A 623-nucleotide genomic window follows, 5' to 3' on the forward strand; every position below is an offset into this window, starting at 1 on the left:
ATATGTTCAACGTCCTCCAAAAATCCCATATCTAGCATTCGATCTGCTTCGTCCAAAACGACGGTATCAACGTTATTGAGTTTGAGCGTTTCTTTTCGTAAGTGATCTTTAATGCGTCCCGGTGTGCCCACAACAATATGTGCACCGTGTTCGAGCGAACCAATTTGAGGTCCCATTGGCTGACCACCGCACAAGGTCAATACTTTTACATTGTGCATACCTTTCGCTAGCTTGCGCGTCTCTTCCGCAACTTGCGTCGCTAATTCGCGCGTTGGGCACAAGATCAAAGTTTGAATACGATATCGCTTCGGCTCCAGTCTATTCAGTAGATTTAACGCGAAAGTCGCCGTTTTACCACTTCCCGTTTTTGCTTTCCCGATTAAGTCTTTTCCATCAAGCAAGTTTGGCAAGGCAGCACTTTGAATATCAGTCATAGTCTCGTAACCAGCTTTGTTTAAAGCATCCAACAATTCTGGTTTTAAAGCTAAAGAGGAAAAGCTTTGATTAGTCATGGCGTATAAATCTGTGAATAAAAAGAGAATGTTGCCGCACGCTGAATAGTGAATGAGCGCAGAGCAAGACAGAGGCGCTAGAGTAATCTAGTTGAAGAGAAAGTAAACCTT

At 43.5% G+C, this 623-nt stretch carries 1 protein-coding gene; it reads right to left on the reverse strand.

The annotated features are described in order from the left end of the window. Positions 1-512, reverse strand: a 512-nt coding sequence (locus A3739_RS08125) for a DEAD/DEAH box helicase (RefSeq protein ID WP_156502467.1), incomplete at its 3' end; no start/stop codon positions are given. Positions 513-623: the final 111 nt, after the last annotated feature.

Source organism: Oleiphilus sp. HI0067 (assembly GCF_001635735.1).